Consider the following 17,033-nt stretch of genomic DNA (forward strand, 5'->3'; position numbering starts at 1 on the left):
TGTAAGACCCAAGCCACCCACAGAGTTCCTCAGGCAATCTGCAAAACCTTGAACACAAATGCATATTCGAGCGCTACGTCACGTAATCCCTGATAGCGCCCGCTCATACCGCCATGCCCGGCGCCCAGTTCGGTCTTGAGCAGCAGCACATTGTCGTCGGTCTTGGTTGCGCGCAATTTTGCTACCCACTTGGCCGCTTCCCAGTACTGCACGCGGCTGTCGTTGTAGCCGGCGATCACCAGCAGTGGCGGATAAGCTTGCGCGGTGACGTTTTCGTACGGTGCGTAAGCCTTGATCCGATCATAGACGTCCGGTTCTTCCGGGTTGCCCCATTCGTCGTATTCGGTGACGGTCAGCGGCAGCTCGGGGTCGAGCATGGTGTTGAGCACGTCGACGAACGGCACTTCGGCAATCGCCACGCCGAACAGGTCCGGGCGCTGGTTGAGCACCGCGCCGATCAGCAGGCCACCGGCGCTGCCGCCGCTGATCGCCAGTTTTTCCGCCGTGGTGATGCCGTTGAGGATCAGAAACTCAGCGCAGGCGATGAAGTCGCTGAAGGTGTTGTGTTTGTGTTCCTGCTTGCCGGCGCGATACCAGGCTTCGCCCAGCTCGCCGCCGCCGCGTACGTGGGCAATGGCGAAGGCCATGCCGCGATCGAGCAGACTCAGGCGTGCGTGAGAAAACCACGGATCGAGGCTGGAGCCGTAAGCGCCATAACCATACAGATACAGCGGCACCGGTTTACCGACCATCTCGCGCTTCATCACCAGACTGATCGGCACCTGCGTACCGTCCGGGGCGGTCGCCCACAGGCGTTGGCTGACATAGGCGTCGGCATCAAATTGGCCGAGTACCGGGGTTTCCTTGAGCACCGTTTGCTCGCCGCTGGCAAGAATCAACTGGCGCACCTGGGCCGGGCGATTCAATGCTTCGTAGCGCAAGCGAATGCGGTCGCTCTCGAATTCCAGGCTGTTTTGCACGTGGAGGCTGTAGGCCGCATCGGGCAATTGCACGCGATACGGCGCCGAGCCCTGTGGGTGAACCTCGATGATCGGCAGGCCACCTCCGCGCAGACTCAAAGTCATCGCCTCGGTGTTGAGGCTGACACCGTCGAGCATCACTTCTTCGTTGTGCGGGATCAGGTTCTGCCAGTCGGCCTCGCTCGGCGGCACGCCAGTGTCCGGGGCCTGATACAGGGCGAAGTTGATGCCGTCGCGGTTGGTACGGATAAACCATGTCCAGACGCCATCGAGCAGGCCGTGGTCGACGTCGTATTCGTGATCTTCGACCCGTGGCGCCAGGCAGTTGAACGGCAGGTGCGGTTGGTTGGCGTCCAGCGCCCAAACTTCACTGGTGGTCTTGCTGCCCAGCGACAGCAGCAATTGCTGTTCGGAGCTGGCGCGGTAGCAATGCAGGAAGAAACGCCCATCCGGCTCGTGGAAGACTTCTTCAGCGGCGGTGCCATCGAGACGATAGCGGAACAGTTTATGCGGGCGATGGGTGTCGTCGAGCACACCGAAAAACAGGGTCAGGCTGTCGTTGGCCCAGGTCATGCTGCCGTCGCAGTCCTCGAATTCCAGTTCGCTGACCTTGTCGTTGGACAGCTCCTTGACGAACAGCGTGTAGATCTCGTCGCCCGAGGTATCGACGCTGTAGGCCAGGCGCTGGTGATCGGGGCTGATGCTGAAAGCACCGAGCGAGAAGAAACCGCCGTTGGCCAGCGCATTCGGGTCGAGCAACAGTTGCTCGCGGCTTTCATCGAGGGTCAGGCTGTCGTCCGCCGGGCGCGGGCAGCGGTAGTGCCGGGCATATTCGTCACCGGCGGTGGTGCGCGTGTAATACAGATACGGGCCCCAGGGCGAGGGCAGGGACAGGTCGGTTTCCAGAATCCTGCCCTTGATCTCATAGAACAGGTTTTCGCGCAGCTCGGCCTGATCGGCGATTTGCGCTTCCTGATAAGCGTTTTCAGCCTTGAGGTAGTCGAGCACCGCGTCGGTATCGCGTTCCTGCAGCCAGGCATACGGGTCGGCACCGGGCGCCCGGTGGGCAATCGGGGCAGTCATGACATTGGCGGATTGGGGCATGGAAGGCTCTCGGACAATATTCGGAATTGGGTTGTTCGCAGGTCTTGAAAGCGCCGCAGCCCGTGTGGGAGCGAGCCTGCTCGCGAAAGCGGTGTGTCAGGCGCCGCTGTTGCAACTGACAGTCCGTATTCGCGAGCAGGCTCGCTCCCACAGGGGCGGCTGCTGGCCGTCTGGTATTGGGACAAGCCGCATGGGCGAAAAGTCGTTACTATAAGCGCCTATTTGCCTGCCTTGCCATGGACACCATGACCGAGAACGACTATCTGATCGCCTGGGGCCTTTACGCCTTTGCCGCCGTGGGCTGCCTGCTGGTATGGATGCGCCTGACCACCTGGATGTGGCGCTGGCTGCGCGAGCCGCTGCGTGTGCTGATGGCGGTGTTGCTGTTCAGCCCGACCATCGTCGATCCGGTGAAAGCCAAAGTTGCACCGGCCATCGCCATCACCGCCCTGGACATGCTGTTCAAGGTCGGCAACAACGCCTGGCGCGCGGTTTCCGATCTGTTCATGTACGGCATGATCGCCTTCGGGGTGTATCTGGTTTTCGTTTTGATCCGCCTGCCGATCGAGCGTGCCTCGGCAGCACGGCGTGAACGCGCCGAGGCAGCCAAGGCTGCGGCCCGTGCCGAAGAGCGCGACGATGATCAACCGTTCGGCGGCGCCGGTGACGACCGCTACGGTCGCCCGCCAGTGCCGAACAATCCGCAGCGCATGCGGGTCGAGCCGCGTCTGTAACCCGAGAGTCCGCACATGTGTGAATTACTGGGCATGAGTGCCAACGTGCCGACCGACATCGTGTTCAGCTTCACCGGCCTGATGCAACGCGGCGGCCGTACCGGCCCGCACCGCGACGGCTGGGGCATTGCCTTCTACGAAGGGCGGGGCCTGCGGCTGTTTCAGGACCCGGCAGCGAGCAGCGAGTCGGAAGTTGCCAACCTGGTGCAGCGTTATCCGATCAAGAGCGAAGTGGTCATCGGCCATATTCGCCAGGCCAACGTCGGCAAGGTCTGCCTGTCCAACACCCACCCGTTCGTCCGCGAACTGTGGGGGCGCAACTGGTGTTTCGCGCACAACGGCCAGCTCGCCGACTTCACTGCGATCAAGAGTTTCTACCGACCGGTCGGCGATACCGACAGCGAAGCGGCGTTCTGCGATTTGCTCAACCGGGTACGCGCAGCCTTCCCCGAGCCGGTCGATATCGAAGTGCTGCTGCCGGATCTGGTCGCCGCTTGCGCTGAATATCGCAGCAAAGGCGTGTTCAATTGCCTGCTCAGCGACGGTGACTGGCTGTTCTGTTACTGCTCGACCAAACTCGCCCAGATCACCCGCCGCGCCCCGTTCGGCCCGGCGCGGCTCAAGGATGTCGATGTGATCGTCGACTTCCAGGCCGAAACCACGCCCAACGACGTGGTCACGGTGATTGCCACCGAGCCTTTGACCGAAAACGAAACCTGGACCCGTTACGAACCGGGCCAATGGAGCCTGTGGCGACGCGGCGAATGCGTCAGCCAGGGCAAGACCGAATAAGGATTTGCACCCATGTTGCTCAGTTATCTACGGCTGGTGTTGTTTGCGGCGGGCCTGTTGATCGGTGTCCAGGTGCCGGGGTTCATCAACGATTACGCGCAACGTGTCGAAGCGCACCTGATCGAAGCGCAGACCGGTCTGCGTGGTTTCCAGGGCACGGCGGATCAGTTTTTCAAAGGCGATATGCAGGCGCTGGTCGCACATTACCGTGCCAGCGAAGACCCGATTTTTCGCAGCGATGCCGACAGCCTGAACACTTTGCTCACTCGCCAGGTCGCGCTGGACAAGCAATTCCAGGCGATGCAAGGCCCGTGGTATGTGCGCTTCCTGCAAGTGGTGCTGGCCGCCGATCCGGATATTCGCAAGGAAACCTGGAACGGCTACAGCTACCAGATCCTGCTGACGCCAGAGGCGATGATCTGGGGCATGAGCGGCGCGTTGCTGCTGTCGTTCGGCGTCGAATGCCTGTTCCGCCTGATCGACTGGGTCGTCCTCGGCGGCCGCCGCCTGCGCCAGAGCCGACCGATCGAAGATCGCGATGTGCGCGGTTTGTAAGACTTGCACAATCCCCTCTGGCAAGAGAGGCCTTATGGCATGGGGGGAGTGGGTTCTGTGGCGAATGAGTTCCGTGGCGAGTGGGTTCTGTGATGAATGAGTTCTGTGGCGAGGGGATTTATCCCCGTTGGGCTGCGCAGCAGCCCCAAAACCTGCACTGAAAGACCGCGTTGGCCGCAATCACGACTGCTGCGCAGCCGAGCGGGGATAAATCCCCTCGCCACTAATCATTCAGTGAGGGTGATGCAGTCCTTGCCGACCTTGTGCGCATACCCCGCCAGGACCTGCTGACACAACGTCACGATCTCTTCGACCCACTCAACCCCGACCCGCCACGACACCACCACCGGCAGATTCGCCGGCCGCTGCTCGATGTCGAGCAAGATCAATTCGCCCCGTGCCAGCTCCTCGGTCACCAGCACCGGCGGCAGCGCGCCGATACCGAAGCCATCGCGCAACAACCGGGTGATCGCCGACACCGAGTTCACGCAATTCAAGCGTGGCGCCATGACGCCGCTGGCCTGCATCAGCGCGACGATATCCTGATGCGGTCGTGAGTTTTTCGAGTAGGTGATGATCCGCTCCTGCGCCAGTTCGGCGAGGTCGGCGTAGTCGCGGTTGTAGATCGAATTGCTGGCGACGATCCAGCCCAGCGGATGGCTCGCCAGCTCGAGGCTGCGCACGCTTTCGTGACGGACCAGATCGGTTTGCAGAACCAGATCAAGGAAGCCTTTTTGCAGTTGATCGCAGAGGTTCAGCGCGGTATCCGCGACCAATTCGATTTCCACCCGTGGGTACAGATCGGTCATCTGCGCCACCAGCGGGCTCAGCCAGGTATGGATCACTGTGTCCATCACGCCGATACGCACCCGGCCGACCTTGCTCGAACGGGTCTCGATCGACTGCTTCAGCGCCGCCATGGTGTCGAGCATCTGCTCGGCATAGTCGAGCACTTTCAGGCCTTCCGGGGTCAGGCTGACGCCGCGTGAGTCGCGCAAAAACAGCTTTACGCCCAGCTCGCCTTCGAGCACCGCAATGCGGCTGGAAATCGATGCCTGGGTGGTGAACAGATTGTCAGCGGTCAGGCGAAAACTCTTCAGGCGCGCGACCCAGACAAAGGTCTCGAGAAACTTCAGATTCATGGACAAGGCTCGAGTGACAAATTTTTCTTATGCCTAAGGCGGGTTTTTATTCGTTGGACGGCGCAGGGCAGGGCGACGAAAAATCGACGCATCCGGTTCCCACGATAGGCGTCGTCGGAGCTTCGAACAAGACCAATAAAAGCCCTGCGGAGATTTGCCATGAGTGCTCCCGATACCCTCCCTTTATCCAGCCTGCGGCTCGCCCCGGACCTTTCGACTGGTACCGCAACATCAACCAGCAGGAGCGTCGCACGTTCTGGAGCTGCAAGATCGGCTACGGTCTGGACGGTATGGACACACAGATGCTCAGCTTCGTCGTGCCGACGCTGATCGCGATGTGGGGCATCACCACGGGCGAAGCGGGACTGATTCACACCAGCACCCTGATCGCCTCGGCCATCGGCGGTTGGGTCGCCGGGATTCTCTCCGACCGCATCGGCCGTGTGCGCACCCTGCAACTGACGGTGCTGTGGTTCGCCTTCTTCACCTTCCTCTGCGGCTTCGCGCAAAACTACGAACAATTGTTGATCGCCCGCACCCTGATGGGCTTCGGTTTCGGCGGTGAATGGACCGCTGGCGCAGTGTTGATCGGTGAAGTGATCCGCGCCAAGGATCGCGGCAAAGCGGTGGGCATGGTGCAATCCGGCTGGGCGCTGGGTTGGGGCCTGACGGCGATTCTGTACGCGCTGCTGTTTTCGGTGTTGCCTGCGGAAGATGCCTGGCGCGCGCTGTTCATCCTTGGCATCGTGCCGGCGATATTCGTGATTTTTGTCCGTCGCCTGGTGAAAGATCCGGAGATATATCGCGAAGCCAAAGCCGCGCAAACTCCGGAAAACCCGGCGAAGTTCTACGAGATCTTCGCACCGGGCATGCTCTTCACCACGTTTCGCGCTTCCTTGCTGACCACCGGTGCGCTGGGCGGCTACTACGCGATCACCTCCTGGCTGCCGACTTTCCTCAAGAACGAGCGCGGTTTGAGCGTGCTTGGCACCGGTGGTTATCTGGCGATGGTGATCGTCGGTTCTTACGTCGGCTATGTGATCAGCGCTTATCTGACCGACCTGCTGGGGCGGAAAAAGAACTTCATTTTGTTTGCCGTCGGCTCGTTCACCATCGTTCTGCTCTACACGCAGATGCCGGTCAGCAATGGCGTGATGCTGTGGCTGGGCTTTCCGCTGGGCTTCTTCGCCTCGGGGATTTTCAGCGGCATGGGCGCGTTTCTCACCGAATTGTTCCCTACGCGGATACGCGGCTCGGGCCGGGGTTCTGCTACAACATCGGCCGCGCGCTGGCGGCTTTGTTCCCGCTGTTGATCGGCCTGCTCAGCCAGAAAGTGCCATTGAGCATGGGCATCGGCGCCTTCGCGGCGGTCTCCTATGGTGTGGTGATTCTGGCGGCGCTGAGCCTGCCGGAAACCCGTGGCAAGCAACTCGACGCGCAGTAACTGATACCCTGCGCAGAAGTCTCCTACAGATAAAAAAGACCAGCAGCTACAGGAGTGTTCACCGTGAGCCGCCTGCTATTGAATTGCGACATTGGCGAGAGCTTCGGCAGCTGGACCATGGGTCTGGACGCCGAAGTCATGCCCTTCATCGATTGCGCCAACGTTGCCTGTGGTTTCCATGCCGGCGACCCGAGCATCATGCGCAAAACAGTGGCGCTGGCGCTCGAGCATGGCGTGCAGATTGGCGCGCACCCGGCCTATCAGGATCTGGTCGGATTCGGCCGGCGTTCCATGGCCTATTCCGCGCAAGAGCTGCAAGACATCCTGCATTACCAGATCGGTGCCCTCGACGGCATCTGCAAGGCGCAGGGCGGGCGCGTGAGCTACGTCAAACCCCACGGCGCGATGTACAACGACATGATGGCCAACCCGGCGCAGTTGCGCGCGGTGGTGCAGGCCGTGGCCGCGTATGACCGTAGCTTGCCGCTGATGTTGATGGCGACCCGAGACAACGCTGCGGCGCAGCAAATTGGCGATGAATACGGCGTAACGCTGTGGTTTGAAGCATTCGCCGACCGTGCCTACGACAGCGCCGGCCGGCTGGTCTCCCGGCAACTGCCGGGCGCCGTGCATCACGATCCCGAAAAAATCATCGAGCAAGCGCTGACCATCGCCGATGGCGGCGCGCTCACCGCCAGTGATGGCAGCGCCTTGATCCTGCGCGCCAATACCTTGTGTGTACACGGCGACAACGCCAGTTCCGTGGCCGCCGTGCAGCGCATTCGCCAAGCCTTGCAACAGTCGAGTGCGTCATGAACCCACGGATTGAAGTGGTGGCGCTCGACTGCCTGATGCTGCGTCTGTTCGATGAAATCGCCGAAGCCAACATGCCGTGGCTGCTCGCCGCCAGCGAGCGTTTGCGCACGGTGTTTGGTGCACAGTTGATCGATCTGGTGCCGTCCTATACGACGTTGATGGTGCATTACGACCTGACGCTGTTGAGTCCTGCTCAGGCGCGTGACTTGATCGCCGAAGCGCTGATCGATCTGGCGCCGAATGCGCGCCGTGCCGGGCAGTGTCACGTCTTGCCGGTCTGGTACGACTTGAGTGTCGGCCCGGAACTGAGCCTGCTGGCTGAACGCAGCGGTCTCGCGGTGGAGGAGGTGATTCGTCGCCACAGCGCACGGGAATATCAGGTGTTCGCGCTGGGCTTTGCGCCGGGTTTTGCCTTCATGGGTCTGGTCGAAGAAATGCTCGCCGCGCCGCGCTTGAGCACGCCGCGCAAGAAAGTTGCCGCCGGCAGCGTGGGCATCGCTGAGCGGCAGACGGCGGCTTATCCGGTAGTTTCACCTGGTGGCTGGAACCTGATCGGGCGCACCCCGGCGCAACTGTTTGATCGCCATCGCGACGGCTACAGCCTGATGCAACCGGGCGACACGGTGCGCTTCGAAGCCGTCGATCACGCCGAATTCATACGCTTGGGCGGCGATGACACCCCACTGGAGGCGCTGGCATGAGTCGATTGATGATCGAGGCCAGCACGCCGCTGTGCCTGTTGCAGGACGCCGGGCGGTTTGGCGTGCGGCATCTGGGCGTGACCCAAGGCGGCGCGGCGGATTGGTGTTCGATGAGCTGGGCCAATTGGCTGCTCGGCAATGAGCTGGATGCAGCAGTGGTTGAAATCACCCTCGGCGGGTTTGCTGTTGTGGCTGAAGAGGATTGCCTGCTGGCGCTGGCGGGAGCGGATCTCGGCGCGCAGATCGACGGCCAGCCGCTGGCGCCGTGGCGCAGTTTCAAATTGGCGAAAGGCCAGACATTGCGGTTCACGCAGCCTTTGCTCGGCGCCCGGGCGTATCTGGCCGCGCCCTTTGGGTTTACTGCGCCCAAGGTACTGGGCAGCAGTGCCACGGTGGTGCGCGAAGAATTGGGCGGGCTTGATGGCATGGGCCTTCCGCTCGCCAAAGGGGCGGTGCTCGGTTACAGCGGCGAAGCGTTGGCAGTACGGGAAATGCCTTCGGCGCTGCGGCCGGATTTCAAAATGCACGCGCCTTTGGATTTGGTGCTCGGCGCACAGATCGGCCAGTTCAGCGGGCAGAGCCTGTTCGATGTGTTCAACAGCACCTGGACACTCGACAGTCGCGCCGACCGCATGGGCATCCGCCTGCTCGGCTCGGCGTTGCAATATCAGGGCGCGCCGATGATCTCCGAGGGGATTCCGTTGGGCGCGGTGCAGGTGCCGCCCGATGGCCAACCGATCGTGTTGCTCAACGATCGCCAGACCATTGGCGGATACCCGCGCCTGGGCGCGTTGACGCCGCTGGCGCTGGCCGGGCTGGCGCAATGTCTGCCAGGGGCAACGGTGCGATTCATTCCGGTAATGCAGGAGCAAGCCTGGAAAACGCATCAGAACTACCTGAGGTCCTACGCGTAACGTGCATGGTTTCGTACACAAAACCGAGACGCTTCCTGGCAGCTAAGTACGTCGCCTTACAGTCGTGACTGTGAGCATATGAAACGATTGCGCTTCATCTCTCACAAGGAAGTTACAGATGCGTTATATGAAAGTCAGTGCCCAAACCAGCGCGGAAGGTGCCGTGAGCGTCGTCGAGTTCCATGATCGCGCCAGAGCTGATGTGGTCTACAAGGCCAGAGTCGATCGTTTTGGTAGTCTGCAACGGGTAGACGCCGGTGACGCCGATAGCGAAGCAATGACAGACCCGATCGAAAAATTTCTGTCTACCGCCAATTCCGATATCCGGCGCATGTTTGTCAGGCACCTTCAAACCGGACAGAACGGCGCCTGTATGGAGCTGATTGCCGAGGGCAGGGTTGCGCAAGGTCCGGCTACCGGTGTGCGGTTTCGCTTCTTTGATGCGCAAGGTCAGATGAAAGAGGAACTGCTGACAAGGCCGGAAACCCGGCAGGAAAAGGCCAACCGTTTACAGCGCGAAGCTCAGCAGCGCAATGAAATCGTGCGGCAGGCGAAACAACGCGGCGTGTCTCCTCCGCCTGTTTGCGAAACGGATGACCGAGCCTTCATGGACAGACTTTGCGTGGCCTACATCAAATCGGGCTGGTAATTCTTTGATCATTCCCGCGCTCAGCGTGGGAATGATCAGGCGGTCATTTGGACAAGAACCGCATCCCTTCTTCAAGCCCGCGCAGCGTCAGCGGATACATCTGATCCTCGATCAGATCGCGGACGATGTTGGTCGACGAGGTATAGCCCCAGGTATCTTTCGGATACGGGTTGATCCAGATGAGCTTCTTGTATTTCTCCATGAAGCGCTGCATCCACACGTAACCCGGCTCTTCGTTCCAGTGCTCGACGCTGCCACCGGCCTGGGTGATTTCGTAAGGCGCCATGGCGGCGTCACCGATGAAGATCACTTTGTAGTCGGCGCCGTATTTATGCAGCAGATCCTGGGTCGAGGTGCGTTCGGAAGTGCGGCGCATGTTGTTCTTCCACACTGATTCATAAATGAAGTTGTGGAAGTAGAAATACTCAAGATGCTTGAACTCGGTCTTGCAGGCCGAGAACAATTCCTCGCAGATCTTCACGTGCGCATCCATCGAACCGCCGATGTCGAACAACAGCAGCAGCTTCACCGTGTTGCGCCGTTCCGGGCGCATCTGGATATTCAGCAGGCCGGCGTCCTTGGCGGTGTGGTCGATGGTGCCGTCAATGTCGAGTTCTTCCGCCGCACCCTGACGGGCGAACTTGCGCAGACGACGCAGGGCGACCTTGATGTTGCGCGTGCCCAGTTCCACCGAATCGTCGAGGTTCTTGTACTCGCGCTGATCCCAGACCTTGACCGCTTTGCCCTGACGCTTGCCGGCATCGCCAACGCGGATGCCTTCCGGGTTGAAACCGCCGGAACCGAACGGGCTGGTGCCGCCGGTGCCGATCCATTTGTTGCCGCCGGCGTGACGTTCCTTCTGTTCTTCCAGACGCTTCTTGAATTCCTCGATGAGCTTGTCCAGCCCGCCAAGGGACTGGATCTGCGCGCGTTCTTCGTCGCTCAGCGAACGCTCGAATTCCTTGCGCAGCCAGTCTTCGGGAATCAGCGCCTGCAAGTGATCGTCGAGTTTCTCCAGGCCATTGAAGTAGGCACCGAACGCGCGGTCGAACTTGTCGAAATGGCGCTCGTCCTTCACCAGAATCGCCCGCGACAAGTAGTAGAACTCGTCCATGTCGGCGAAGGTCACGCGCTGTTTCAGCGCGTTGATCAGGTCGAGCAGCTCGCGTACCGACACCGGCACCTTGGCTGCACGCATTTCGTTGAACAGGTTGAGCAACATGGCAGCAGCCTCTTAGCGGGTGCCGCGCCGGCTCATGAACGCCAGGCGCTCAAGCAGTTGCACGTCCTGTTCGTTCTTCACCAGTGCGCCTGCCAGCGGCGGAATGGCTTTGGTCGGATCGCGCTCGCGCAGCACCGCTTCGCCGATGTTGTCGGCCATCAGCAGTTTCAGCCAGTCGACCAGCTCGGACGTCGAAGGCTTTTTCTTCAGGCCCGGTACCTTGCGCACGTCGAAGAACACGTCGAGCGCTTCGCTGACCAGGTCCTTTTTGATGTCCGGGTAGTGCACGTCGACGATTTTCTGCAGGATAGTGCGGTCGGGGAAGGCGATGTAGTGGAAGAAGCAGCGGCGCAGGAAGGCGTCCGGCAGTTCTTTCTCGTTGTTGGAAGTAATGATGATGATCGGGCGCTTCTTGGCCTTGATGGTCTCGTCGATTTCGTAAACGTAGAACTCCATCTTGTCGAGTTCTTGCAACAGGTCGTTGGGGAACTCGATGTCGGCCTTGTCGATTTCGTCGATCAGCAGAATCACCCGCTCCTCGGACTCAAAGGCTTCCCAGAGCTTGCCCTTCTTCAGGTAATTGCGCACGTCATGGACTTTTTCATTGCCCAGCTGCGAGTCGCGCAAACGGCTGACCGCGTCGTACTCGTACAGACCCTGATGGGCCTTGGTGGTGGACTTGATGTGCCAGGTGATCAGCTTGGCCCCGAACGACTCGGCCAGTTGCTCGGCGAGCATGGTCTTGCCGGTGCCCGGCTCACCCTTGACCAGCAGCGGCCGTTCCAGGGTGATGGCGGCGTTGACCGCCAGCTTCAGGTCATCGGTGGCGACGTAGGCCTGGGTGCCTTCGAACTTCATCTGCAAATCCTCGAACGGTAACGCTGACCTTGCGGGCAGGGCGGGGCGAATAATCGGATGCCCGACTATAACGCGCACGCCGGTCGACTGTGAACGCAGACGGCTTATTCAGTCTCTGAATGGAGCGTCACATGTTGACTCAGTCTCGGCGGATGGCCAGTATTTCGGTATCGCCGATTTGGCGATAGCTTGTGATCCATGTCTACTAAATACCGATTTCGCGATAAATACCGCATACAACTGCGTGAGAAAGATCACCCACCGCCCCATGTCCACCTGACCGGTGGCGGCGTTGACGTGATACTCAGCCTGGAAACGATCGAAGTCATGATGGGTAAGGCCCCGCCGCTGATCGTCAAAGAAGCGTTGGCTTGGGTGGGCGCACATCAGGCGCAACTACTGAAGGAGTGGAAACGATGTTACCCATGAAACGGCCGCGTCTGCGATCTGCGCACGTCCTGTCGGATTTCAGGTTGGCGCTGACATTTATCAATGGTCAGGAACTGACAGTTGGTTTGGGGATGGATATTCATACTTATCCAGGTCTGCGGCCACTGCTTGATCGCGAAGTCTTTGCGACTGCCGTAGTCGGGGACGAGGGTTGGATCGTTGAATGGGTTGAACCCGACGTACAGATCGGTGCAGACACCTTGTATATGGATGCGCTAGCGCAAAATGCCCAGGATGAGAACACGCGCATTTTTATCGATTGGCGCGCCCGTACCGGACTTTCTCTCAATGATGCGGCCGAAGCGCTCGGTGTGAGCGCTCGCAGCATCAGCCGTTACAGCAATGGGCGTGAAGCAGTGCCACGTTCTTTGGCCTTGGCCTGCCTGGGCTGGGATTCGCTGCAACAGCGTTCATCGATAGCGGCCGAAGACACAGGTCGATATGTCGTCAACCGCAAAAATTAACCCTCATCCGGCTTCGGCCGCTCATATCGCGCATTGAATGCCTGGATGAAGCCATTGCGCAAAATCTGCAAAAACGCTTCGAAGGCGTTGACGTTCTGCTGGTGAACATTGCCGCTGAGTTCGACTCGCGTGGCGAACTGGTTTTTGTTCTGGTTTTTCAGCACGGTCTCGGTGCCGCCGACCAGCGCTTCCCAGATTGAGCGGAACAGGCCTTTGTTCTTGTTCTCGACGTCTTGCTGCCAGTTGAAAACGTCGACGTCGCGCAGCAGGGGTTTGATGTAGCCGGTGAGTCGGGCTTTCTCTGCCTTCGCTTCGATAACCACGTCGCCGTGGCCGGCGTTGAAGTCGAACTTGCCGTAGGCGGCGGCGAAGTCGTTCATGCGTTTGAGCTCGATGTCGCGAGCGCGCAGACGGAATTCAAAGTCTTCGAAGTTGCTCAGCGGATCGAAGGTGGCGGTGGTTTCCAATGGCGCGTGGCCCAGCAGCAAGGCCTTGCCTTCAAAGCGGGCGTCGCGTTTGCCTTCCTTGTCGACCACATTGGTCAGGTTGTAGATGCTGGCGTTGACGTTGCTGGCGTTCATGTTCACCGGCGGCTTGGAATTGAAGTTGCGGAAGGTGATACGGCCGTCGTTGATCTGCACTTCATCGAGGGTGATCGGCAGCAGCTTGCCCAATTGTTCACGCCAGTCGGTGCCCTGACCGGTTTGCGAGTTCTGCTTGTTGGGGCCACCGTCGACGAAGTTGATTTCGGGATTGAGGAATTGCACCTGCGCGACCACGGCATGGTCGTACCACAACGAATGCCAGCTCACCGACAGATCGATCAACGGCGCATCGACGAACGGCACCGGGACCTTGCCATCGACCTTGACGATCTTCAGGCCGTTGATTTTGTAGGCGCCGCGCCATAGCGCGAGATCGACATCGGTGATCTGTCCACGGTAATCGCCCATGTCCGCGAGCTTGTCATTGAGGTAGTCGCGTACCAGATAGGGCAGGGCGAAATGCAGGGCGACCAGCAGCACCACGACACCCGCCAGGGTCCAGAGCGGCCAGCTGTAACGACGTTTCATGCCATTGTTCCTTCAAGAGTGTGGCTTGACGATTCAAAGCGATTGACTCCGCGCGTTTGCAGACGTTCGACCCGACTGGACTGTGATCGGCAACGGGCTTACCTTGGAAGGCTGAATTCAACGCTGCATAAGGACCCAGCCATGAGCCGTATTTACGCTGACAACGCCCACTCCATCGGTAATACGCCGCTGGTCCAGATCAACCGCATCGCGCCGCGCGGGGTTACGATTCTGGCCAAGATCGAGGGGCGCAATCCCGGTTACTCGGTCAAATGCCGAATCGGCGCCAACATGATCTGGGACGCCGAAGGCAGCGGCAGACTCAAGCCGGGCATGACCATTGTCGAGCCGACTTCCGGTAACACCGGTATCGGTCTGGCCTTCGTTGCCGCTGCGCGGGGCTACAAGTTGATGCTGACCATGCCGGCATCGATGAGCATCGAGCGCCGCAAGGTTCTTAAAGCCTTGGGCGCGGAACTGGTGTTGACCGAGCCGGCCAAGGGCATGAAGGGCGCCATCGAGAAAGCCGTGGAAATCGTCGCCAGCGATACCGATAAATATTTCATGCCGGCGCAATTCGATAACCCGGCCAACCCGGCGATTCACGAAAAGACCACCGGCCCGGAAATCTGGAACGACACCGACGGCGCCGTGGATGTGCTGGTGGCAGGCGTCGGCACCGGCGGAACCATTACTGGTGTCTCGCGGTATATCAAGAACACCGCCGGTAAACCGATTCTGTCGGTGGCTGTCGAGCCGGCATCTTCGCCCGTCATCACCCAGGCTCTGGCCGGTGCCGAAATCAAGCCGAGCCCGCACAAGATACAGGGCATTGGCGCCGGTTTTGTGCCGAAGAATCTTGATCTGTCGATGGTCGATCGCGTCGAGCAGGTGACCGATGAAGAATCCAAGGCCATGGCTTTGCGCCTGATGCAGGAAGAGGGGATTTTGTGCGGAATTTCCTGCGGTGCTGCCATGGCGGTGGCGGTGCGTCTGGCGGAGAAACCAGAGATGCAGGGTAAAACCATCGTCGTGGTGCTGCCGGATTCGGGTGAGCGTTACCTGTCGAGCATGCTGTTCAGTGACCTGTTTACCGAGCAGGAGAACCAGCAGTAAGCCTGTTGATTCAGGTCAGCCGAGGTTCAGGTGCTGCATGTTAATAAAGGCTTTGTTGCGTAATGCTTAACACTGAATCTTGCGTCAGGCGGGTTTTTCCGCAGGCCGGTAGTGTTTATCATGGCCGGCTGCCATGCCGGGTAAAGGGCATTGCGCAGCGTTGTCTTTATTCAAGGAGTTGTTGATGACCGTTTCGTTTGCCGCCAAGGCGTTTGTGCTGTTGCTGTTTCTGGGCAGCACGCTCTATGTGCATTTGCGCGGCAAGGCGCGTTTGCCGGTATTGCGCCAGTTCGTCAACCACTCCGCGCTGTTCGCGCCCTACAACGCGTTGATGTACCTGTTTTCCGCAGTGCCATCCAGACCGTATCTGGATCGCAGCAAGTTTCCGGAACTGGATGTTCTGCGCGACAACTGGGAAACCATCCGCGACGAAGCCATGCACCTGTTCGACGAAGGCTACATTCGCGCTGCCGAAAAGAATAACGATGCCGGTTTCGGTTCGTTTTTCAAGAAAGGCTGGAAGCGTTTCTATCTGAAGTGGTACGACAAACCGTTGCCATCGGCCGAAGCCCTGTGCCCGAAAACCGTGGCGCTGGTCAGCGCCATTCCCAACGTCAAGGGCGCGATGTTTGCGCTGCTGCCGGGCGGCAGTCACCTCAACCCGCACCGCGATCCGTTCGCCGGCTCGCTGCGCTATCACCTCGGTTTGTCGACGCCCAACTCCGATGATTGCCGGATCTTCGTCGACGGTCAGGTCTATGCCTGGCGCGACGGCGATGACGTGATGTTCGACGAGACCTACGTGCACTGGGTCAAGAATGAAACCGCTCAGACTCGAGTGATTCTGTTCTGTGACATCGAACGTCCGCTGAGCAACCGCTTGATGACCCGGATCAACCGCTTCATCAGCGGCTGGCTCGGCCGCGCCACCGCGCCGCAGAATCTTGATGACGAACGCGTTGGCGGCATCAACCAGGCTTATGCCTGGAGCAAGAACTTCAGCGACCGTTTCAGCGGCGTGGTCAAGCAGTGGAAGCGCCGCCATCCCAAGGCCTACAGGGTAATGCGCCCGGTGCTGGCGGTGCTGGTGCTGACGATGCTGGGGTACTGGTTGTTTGGCTGAGGCTGGATCAGACAATAGAAAACCGCTCTTTGGGAGCGGTTTTTCATTAGCGGAAGGAAAAGGACGACCCGGCTAATGCGCCGCTTGGCTCTTCAACGGCTGGATTGACCAGTGCATTCCTGATGCGATGCATCTCGGTTTCAGATAATTCAACAGATGGCTGCTTTTTCTCCATCTTTCTGGATTTGAAGTTTGATGCTTTCTTTTCAACGACAGCTTTCATGGGATCTCCCACGTTGATCACTAAATGAGCAGGTGCTCAGATACTAGACTTGGTCAATACGCTTCACAAGACGGCCCTCAGAGTCGAATTCGAAACCCAGTTGACGGTATAGAGGTATAGCTCCCGAAAGAGGCTCCTGAATTTCGATTTGCTGGCTGCCGATGATACGTGCGAAATGAGTGACGGCAGTCAGGGCGAAGGTCGCTATGCGGCCCTTGAGCGGGTGTTCGTTTGGGTGCCCCTCAAGACGCACAATTTTGACTCTCAGTCGGCTTTGGTTCGGATTGGCGAAACAAAGTCCGCACAGTTCACGATCAAACCAGATTGCCAGATCGAAGCTCATTGGTTCTTTGGCTTTCCATCGGACAATTTCCTCCCAGCAGAAATGCGGATCGAGCCATTGCTCATAAGCTTTCATGGCGGACGCATCAATAGCCTCGAAGCGAACCTTGGAATAATCAACGTCAACAATTGCGCGCGCCTCGAGTTCGCTGTGTAGCTTCGCAAATGTAACTGCCGCCCGCTTCCTCGCCTCCGACCGATAAACCTGATACCGCAAATACGTCCGTTTCCTTGGCATATGATCTCTTGCATTCCATGTCTCCTGACAATCCGTTGCCACGCCAATAACCCTAACCACCCGGCGCCGCACTGTCGCTACCGGCCCATTGCC

Annotated in this window: 18 protein-coding genes and 1 pseudogene; 12 read left to right on the forward strand and 7 right to left on the reverse strand. The window is 59.5% G+C overall.

From position 1 onward, the window contains the following. Window positions 1-29 precede the first annotated feature (29 nt). Window positions 30-2,084 (reverse strand): S9 family peptidase, encoded by a 2,055-nt coding sequence (locus tag AB4O12_RS01385; protein ID WP_460060186.1) that lies wholly within the window; start codon window positions 2,082-2,084, stop codon window positions 30-32. A 236-nt stretch (window positions 2,085-2,320) separates the two neighbouring features. On the opposite strand from AB4O12_RS01385, the gene AB4O12_RS01390 reads away from it, so the two are divergent. Genes AB4O12_RS01390 through AB4O12_RS01400 form a run of 3 tightly spaced genes read left to right on the forward strand, consistent with a single transcriptional unit; the run spans window position 2,321 to window position 4,165 of the window. Next, on the forward strand, window positions 2,321-2,818 hold the full coding sequence (locus tag AB4O12_RS01390) for a hypothetical protein (RefSeq protein ID WP_041478845.1): 498 nt from the start codon (window positions 2,321-2,323) through the stop codon (window positions 2,816-2,818). 15 nt (window positions 2,819-2,833) lie between these two features. Then, window positions 2,834-3,610: a class II glutamine amidotransferase gene (locus AB4O12_RS01395; RefSeq protein ID WP_041478844.1), complete on the forward strand. Its 777-nt coding sequence runs from the start codon at window positions 2,834-2,836 to the stop codon at window positions 3,608-3,610. Between the two features lie 12 nt (window positions 3,611-3,622). Beyond that, window positions 3,623-4,165 carry a DUF2937 family protein gene (locus tag AB4O12_RS01400; RefSeq protein WP_024012023.1) on the forward strand — a complete coding sequence of 181 codons (543 nt, stop codon included), beginning with the start codon at window positions 3,623-3,625 and terminating at the stop codon, window positions 4,163-4,165. A 227-nt stretch (window positions 4,166-4,392) separates the two neighbouring features. Here the strand turns inward: AB4O12_RS01400 and AB4O12_RS01405 are convergent, their stop codons facing one another. Then, window positions 4,393-5,307: a LysR family transcriptional regulator gene (locus AB4O12_RS01405; RefSeq protein ID WP_460060187.1), complete on the reverse strand. Its 915-nt coding sequence runs from the start codon at window positions 5,305-5,307 to the stop codon at window positions 4,393-4,395. Window positions 5,308-5,466: 159 nt separating this feature from the next. Between AB4O12_RS01405 and AB4O12_RS01410 the strand changes: the two are divergent. From AB4O12_RS01410 to AB4O12_RS01430, 5 genes and pseudogenes are all read left to right on the forward strand, one after another. Then, window positions 5,467-6,751: pseudogene (locus tag AB4O12_RS01410) on the forward strand (MFS transporter). Between the two features lie 63 nt (window positions 6,752-6,814). Then, window positions 6,815-7,567, forward strand: coding sequence for a 5-oxoprolinase subunit PxpA (locus tag AB4O12_RS01415; protein WP_460060189.1), 753 nt, complete (start codon window positions 6,815-6,817; stop codon window positions 7,565-7,567). Beyond that, on the forward strand, window positions 7,564-8,268 hold the full coding sequence (pxpB, locus tag AB4O12_RS01420) for a 5-oxoprolinase subunit PxpB (RefSeq protein WP_460060191.1): 705 nt from the start codon (window positions 7,564-7,566) through the stop codon (window positions 8,266-8,268). Before AB4O12_RS01415 ends, pxpB begins: the two co-directional genes overlap by 4 nt. After that, complete coding sequence (locus AB4O12_RS01425; RefSeq protein ID WP_460060193.1) at window positions 8,265-9,182, forward strand: 5-oxoprolinase subunit C family protein; 918 nt, start codon at window positions 8,265-8,267, stop codon at window positions 9,180-9,182. The genes pxpB and AB4O12_RS01425 overlap by 4 nt, the downstream gene beginning before the upstream one ends. A gap of 118 nt (window positions 9,183-9,300) precedes the next feature. Further along, complete coding sequence (locus AB4O12_RS01430; protein ID WP_460060194.1) at window positions 9,301-9,831, forward strand: hypothetical protein; 531 nt, start codon at window positions 9,301-9,303, stop codon at window positions 9,829-9,831. Window positions 9,832-9,874: 43 nt separating this feature from the next. Here the strand turns inward: AB4O12_RS01430 and AB4O12_RS01435 are convergent, their stop codons facing one another. Further along, on the reverse strand, window positions 9,875-11,053 hold the full coding sequence (locus AB4O12_RS01435; RefSeq protein WP_016771218.1) for a vWA domain-containing protein: 1,179 nt from the start codon (window positions 11,051-11,053) through the stop codon (window positions 9,875-9,877). 12 nt (window positions 11,054-11,065) lie between these two features. Continuing rightward, the gene (locus tag AB4O12_RS01440; RefSeq protein ID WP_460060195.1) at window positions 11,066-11,911 is read right to left on the reverse strand and encodes an AAA family ATPase; all 846 of its coding nucleotides are present in this window, start codon (window positions 11,909-11,911) and stop codon (window positions 11,066-11,068) included. A gap of 198 nt (window positions 11,912-12,109) precedes the next feature. On the opposite strand from AB4O12_RS01440, the gene AB4O12_RS01445 reads away from it, so the two are divergent. Continuing rightward, the gene (locus AB4O12_RS01445) at window positions 12,110-12,340 is read left to right on the forward strand and encodes a DUF4160 domain-containing protein (RefSeq protein ID WP_305382407.1); all 231 of its coding nucleotides are present in this window, start codon (window positions 12,110-12,112) and stop codon (window positions 12,338-12,340) included. Continuing rightward, window positions 12,328-12,825 (forward strand): helix-turn-helix domain-containing protein, encoded by a 498-nt coding sequence (locus tag AB4O12_RS01450; protein WP_305382409.1) that lies wholly within the window; start codon window positions 12,328-12,330, stop codon window positions 12,823-12,825. The genes AB4O12_RS01445 and AB4O12_RS01450 overlap by 13 nt, the downstream gene beginning before the upstream one ends. Here the strand turns inward: AB4O12_RS01450 and AB4O12_RS01455 are convergent. Continuing rightward, window positions 12,822-13,898, reverse strand: a complete 1,077-nt coding sequence (locus AB4O12_RS01455; RefSeq protein ID WP_056783605.1) for a DUF748 domain-containing protein — start codon at window positions 13,896-13,898, stop codon at window positions 12,822-12,824. The genes AB4O12_RS01450 and AB4O12_RS01455 overlap by 4 nt on opposite strands. Window positions 13,899-14,039: 141 nt before the next feature. On the opposite strand from AB4O12_RS01455, the gene cysK reads away from it, so the two are divergent. Both cysK and AB4O12_RS01465 read left to right on the forward strand, forming a co-directional pair. Then, the gene (cysK, locus tag AB4O12_RS01460; protein WP_310214820.1) at window positions 14,040-15,014 is read left to right on the forward strand and encodes a cysteine synthase A; all 975 of its coding nucleotides are present in this window, start codon (window positions 14,040-14,042) and stop codon (window positions 15,012-15,014) included. 184 nt (window positions 15,015-15,198) lie between these two features. Continuing rightward, window positions 15,199-16,137 (forward strand): aspartyl/asparaginyl beta-hydroxylase domain-containing protein, encoded by a 939-nt coding sequence (locus AB4O12_RS01465; RefSeq protein WP_252868967.1) that lies wholly within the window; start codon window positions 15,199-15,201, stop codon window positions 16,135-16,137. Window positions 16,138-16,183: 46 nt separating this feature from the next. Here AB4O12_RS01465 and AB4O12_RS01470 read toward each other — a convergent pair whose 3' ends face one another. Both AB4O12_RS01470 and AB4O12_RS01475 read right to left on the reverse strand, forming a co-directional pair. Then, complete coding sequence (locus tag AB4O12_RS01470; RefSeq protein ID WP_191622380.1) at window positions 16,184-16,360, reverse strand: hypothetical protein; 177 nt, start codon at window positions 16,358-16,360, stop codon at window positions 16,184-16,186. A 43-nt stretch (window positions 16,361-16,403) separates the two neighbouring features. Then, the gene (locus tag AB4O12_RS01475) at window positions 16,404-16,940 is read right to left on the reverse strand and encodes a hypothetical protein (RefSeq protein ID WP_056783608.1); all 537 of its coding nucleotides are present in this window, start codon (window positions 16,938-16,940) and stop codon (window positions 16,404-16,406) included. Between the last annotated feature and the right edge of the window lie 93 nt (window positions 16,941-17,033).

The sequence above is a fragment of the Pseudomonas sp. S2_A05 genome (assembly GCF_054668485.1).